Genomic DNA, 235 nt, shown 5'->3' with positions numbered 1-235 from the left:
AAATGCTATGGCACTTGACTTGCGGGGGAATGTCGTAGACCCGTTTGGCGGGCAGCAGGATTTGCAGGCCCGCTTAATACGGGCGGTAGGTCGCGCGGAAGAACGCTTTGCAGAAGATGCGCTGCGTATGCTTCGCTGCCTACGCTTTGCAAGTCAGCTTGGATTTACGATTGATCCATCTACATATGAAGCGATTTGTCATCAGGCTGCTGACATCGGCTATGTTGCGGTTGAG

At 53.2% G+C, this 235-nt stretch carries 1 pseudogene; it reads left to right on the top strand.

What is annotated here, in order from left to right:
• Positions 1–235 (top strand): annotated as a pseudogene (locus LKX83_RS32925) (CCA tRNA nucleotidyltransferase); the annotation flags it as partial.

The organism is Cohnella baijiui (assembly GCF_020731285.1).
In the GTDB taxonomy this organism is placed as follows: domain Bacteria; phylum Bacillota; class Bacilli; order Paenibacillales; family Paenibacillaceae; genus Cohnella.
This window is presented reverse-complemented; position numbering and strand designations above follow the sequence as displayed.